The organism is Kineococcus esterisolvens (assembly GCF_050871405.1).
Taxonomy (GTDB): domain Bacteria; phylum Actinomycetota; class Actinomycetes; order Actinomycetales; family Kineococcaceae; genus Kineococcus.
In genome coordinates, this window is the sequence record NZ_JBJLRI010000134.1 from 1 (window position 1) to 3,474 (window position 3,474).

Consider the following 3,474-nt stretch of genomic DNA (forward strand, 5'->3'; position numbering starts at 1 on the left):
CCAGCGTCACCCTGCGCACCATCAACGCCCACCGCGACGTCGGCTACACCGCCTGCCCCGGCAACGCCGGCTTCGCCAAGATGGACAGCATCCGCACCCGCGTCGCCCAGATCACGGGCTCCGGCGGGTCCCGCAGCGCCGTCGACACCAAGTACGACCAGCTCGGCGGCGCCGCCCACCTGGGTGCCGCCACGCGCGCGGAGGGTCCCGCGCGCGGCGGTGGGCGCTACCGGCACTACGAGGTGGGGTCGATCTACTCGCACCCCGGCACCGGCACGCACGTGGTCAAGGGCCTGATCCGCGAGAAGTACGCCTCCCTGGGCTGGGAGAACTCCTTCCTGGGGTACCCGCTGACGGACGAGATCGCCCTGCCGGGCGGGGCGTTCAACCACTTCGAGGGCGGCTCGATCTACTTCTCGCCGCGCACGGGCGCGCGCGTGGTGCTGGGGGCGATCCGCGACGCGTGGGCGCGCCAGGGCTGGGAGACCGGCCGGCTGGGCTACCCCAGCAGTGACGAGTACGACGTCGCGGGCGGCCGGCGCAGCGACTTCACCGGCGGCAGCATCACGTGGCGGGCCGGCGACGGTCGCGTGACCGTGCGCTGATCCCCTCCCGCCGTGACCGCGCACCCGGTGCGGCACCGCCGCTGCCGCGCCGCTCTATGATCACGGGTCCGTGGAACCGTGGGGAGCTCGCCTGTACGGCGATCCGTGTGCGCAGTGCGGCTGGACCTGGCCCGCCGGTGCTGCGAGGAGCATCGAGCACGTGCGCGGGGTGCCGCAGCGGTACGCGCGGTTGCTCCGGGGCTGCACCGGCGTCGAGCGCCACCCCGAGCTGGCCTGGTCGGTCACCGGCTACGTGTGCCACGTCGGGGACAACCTGCGCTCCTGGGCCGAGCGGGTCGCCGGTGTCCTGCGCGGAGCAGATCCGCACGTGGGCGGCTACGACCCGGACGCGCTGGCCGCTGCCCGCGGCTACGAGCAGATCCCGCTGCCGGCGGCGCTGTGGTCGCTGGAGCAGAGCGCCACGGCGTGGGTCCAGGTGCTCACCGAGGCGGTGGACGCCGGTGCGGTCCTGCTGCACGCCACGCGCGGGCAGCAGCGCGCGGTCGACGTGGCCGGCAACAACGCCCACGACGCCCACCACCATGCGTGGGACGTCGCGCGCACGCTGTCGGCCTGAACGGCCGGCTCGGCGCGTCAGCGCGGAACGCGCAGCGAGGGCGTGGACCCGCGGGACGTCAGCTTCGAGGTCGGGGAGCGCACACCGGGCGGGCGGCCACGGCCCAGTCGGCTGCTGCCGGGAGCGACGTCGATCCCGCGTCGTCGCGCGCGCGACGTCCACGCAGGCGCAGCGGTGGGCGCGGTCGAGGGGAAGCCGGCCCGCCGGTCAGCAGGGGGCACCCGTCACGAGCCTCGAAGTCGCCGCGCCGCCCACGCGTCACGGACGGCCCTGCGCGCCAGGTGCGCACCGGTGGCCCAGGACCACTGGGTGGCCGTTCCGGGGGTGGGTCCGGCTCAGTCCCGGGGCAGGGTGAAGGTGGCCACCAGATCCTTCAACTCCGCCGCGGTGCGTGAGACCTCACCGGCGGTGGTGGCGGTGTGCGTCGCCCCGGCGGTGGTCTGGTCCGCGGCGGCGGCGATGCCGGAGATGTTGGAGGCGATCTCCTGGCTGCCGGTGGAGACCTCGGTGACGTTGCGCACCATCTCCGAGGTGGTCGCCGACTGCTCCTCCACCGCGGCGGCGATGGTCGACTGCAGGGCGTCGATGCGGGCGATCACCCCGGTGATCTCGCTGATCGCCGCCGCCGCCGAGGCCGCATCCGTCTGGGCGGCGTCGACCCGACCGACGATCTCCTCGGTGGCCCGCGCCGTCTGCTGCGCCAGCTCCTTGACCTCCCCGGCCACCACCGCGAAGCCCTTGCCCATCTCCCCCGCCCGCGCCGCCTCGATCGTGGCGTTGAGCGCCAGCAGGTTCGTCTGCTCGGCGATGGAGGTGATCAGCTTGACGACCTCACCGATCTCGCGGCTGGAGGCCGACAGGCGCTCCAGGGTGTCCCCGGCCGCCGAGGCGGCCGAGACGGCGTCGGCGGCGGTGGAGGAGGCTTCGGCGGTGGAGGTGGCGATCTCGCGGATCGCCGAGCTCATCTGGTTCCCGGCGGCGGCCACGGTGCCGATGTTGGCGCTGATCTCCTCGGTGGCCGCGGAGACCACTTGGGCCTGGGTGGCGGACTCCTCGGCACCGGAGGACAGCTGGGTGGCCACGGTGGTCAGCTCCTCGGAGGAGGAGGCCAGGGTGGCGGCGTTGCCGCTGATGCGGCGCACCGTGGCGGTGAGGTCGCCCACGGCCTGCTGCAGAGCGCCGGCCATCTCGGCGACCTCGTCGCGTCCCTGCACCTGGACGGGGGTCGCCAGGTCGCCCTGGGCCAGCAGCACCAGGCGATCGCGCACCCGCGCCACCGGCTGGGTCACGGAACGGGTCACCAGCGTGGCCAGCACCACCGAGGCGACGACGCCGACGGCGCCCATCGTCCACATCAGCACCGCGCCCCGGCGCTCCGCGGTCGCGGCGTCGGCCCGCGCTGCGCCGAACGCCAGGTCGGCGTCGGCGACGACTTCGTCGAGCAGGGTCCTCATGGCCTCGTACACCTCGATCGCCTCACCCATCACCCGGGCGGTCGCGGCGTCGGCGGCAGCGGGATCACCGGTGCGGTAGGCGGCGGCGACCTCCTCGTCGACGGCGGCGAAGCGGTCGTAGAGGTCGCTGATCTGCCGCACGTCGTCGTCGGTCTCGGCGACCGTGCTGCGCTCGGCCAGTTCCGCCAGCGCCTCCTCGAAGCGGTCGGCGGCCTCCAGGTAGGCCTTGCGCGCACCGGCGCCGTCCTCGGCCGCACCGGCCGTGCCGCGCACGACGTCGAAGGCGTAGGCGGTCTGCCAGCCGTTGAGGTCGGCCGCGGCGTACTTGGCGTCGTGGGCGGCCGCGCCGAAGCGCTGCTGCGTCTGCAACCGCTCGGCGGCCGCGCCCTGGGAGGCGCTCGCGCTCAGCCCGGCGACCATCACCGCCAGCAGCATCAGGACGAGGACGCAGAAGCAGGCGGCGAGGCGGTGGCCGAGACGGAGCTCGCGCAGGACGGTCACCGCCTGGTCTTCGACACGGCAGGCCCCGCGCTGTAGGGCGCCGGTGGAGGTACCCGACCGGGGCGGTGTGCCGGGAACGGTCCCTTCCCGGCACGCCGCTCGGGGCGTCCGGCAGGCCCTCGACAGCCGTCGAGCAGGGGTGGCCCGTGCGTGGCGCCTCTGGACGTCGAGCCGAGGGCTCGAGGTGCCGCCCGGACCGGCCCACGGCCCGGGGGTTCCCTCGTGCCCGGGACCTGCTGCGAGCGCCTGTCGGGCACCGCCTCGAAGCGCGTCGGCAGCCGGCCCGCGGCGAGGTGCGGTGTCGCGTCTGGTGGCCCATCCCCGAGCCACCAGGCGC

Annotated in this window: 3 protein-coding genes; 2 read left to right on the plus strand and 1 reads right to left on the minus strand. The window is 74.9% G+C overall.

The window, feature by feature from the left end; all coding sequences use genetic code 11:
• Together ACRYR8_RS21000 and ACRYR8_RS21005 are read left to right on the plus strand one after the other, a co-directional pair.
• Window positions 1-605: LGFP repeat-containing protein (locus ACRYR8_RS21000; protein ID WP_432486214.1), on the plus strand; the 605-nt coding region annotated here is incomplete at its 5' end.
• A gap of 160 nt (window positions 606-765) precedes the next feature.
• Window positions 766-1,182 (plus strand): hypothetical protein, encoded by a 417-nt coding sequence (locus ACRYR8_RS21005; protein ID WP_432483799.1) that lies wholly within the window; start codon window positions 766-768, stop codon window positions 1,180-1,182.
• Window positions 1,183-1,517: 335 nt separating this feature from the next.
• Here ACRYR8_RS21005 and ACRYR8_RS21010 read toward each other — a convergent pair whose 3' ends face one another.
• Complete coding sequence (locus tag ACRYR8_RS21010; protein ID WP_432483800.1) at window positions 1,518-3,137, minus strand: methyl-accepting chemotaxis protein; 1,620 nt, start codon at window positions 3,135-3,137, stop codon at window positions 1,518-1,520.
• Window positions 3,138-3,474: the final 337 nt, after the last annotated feature.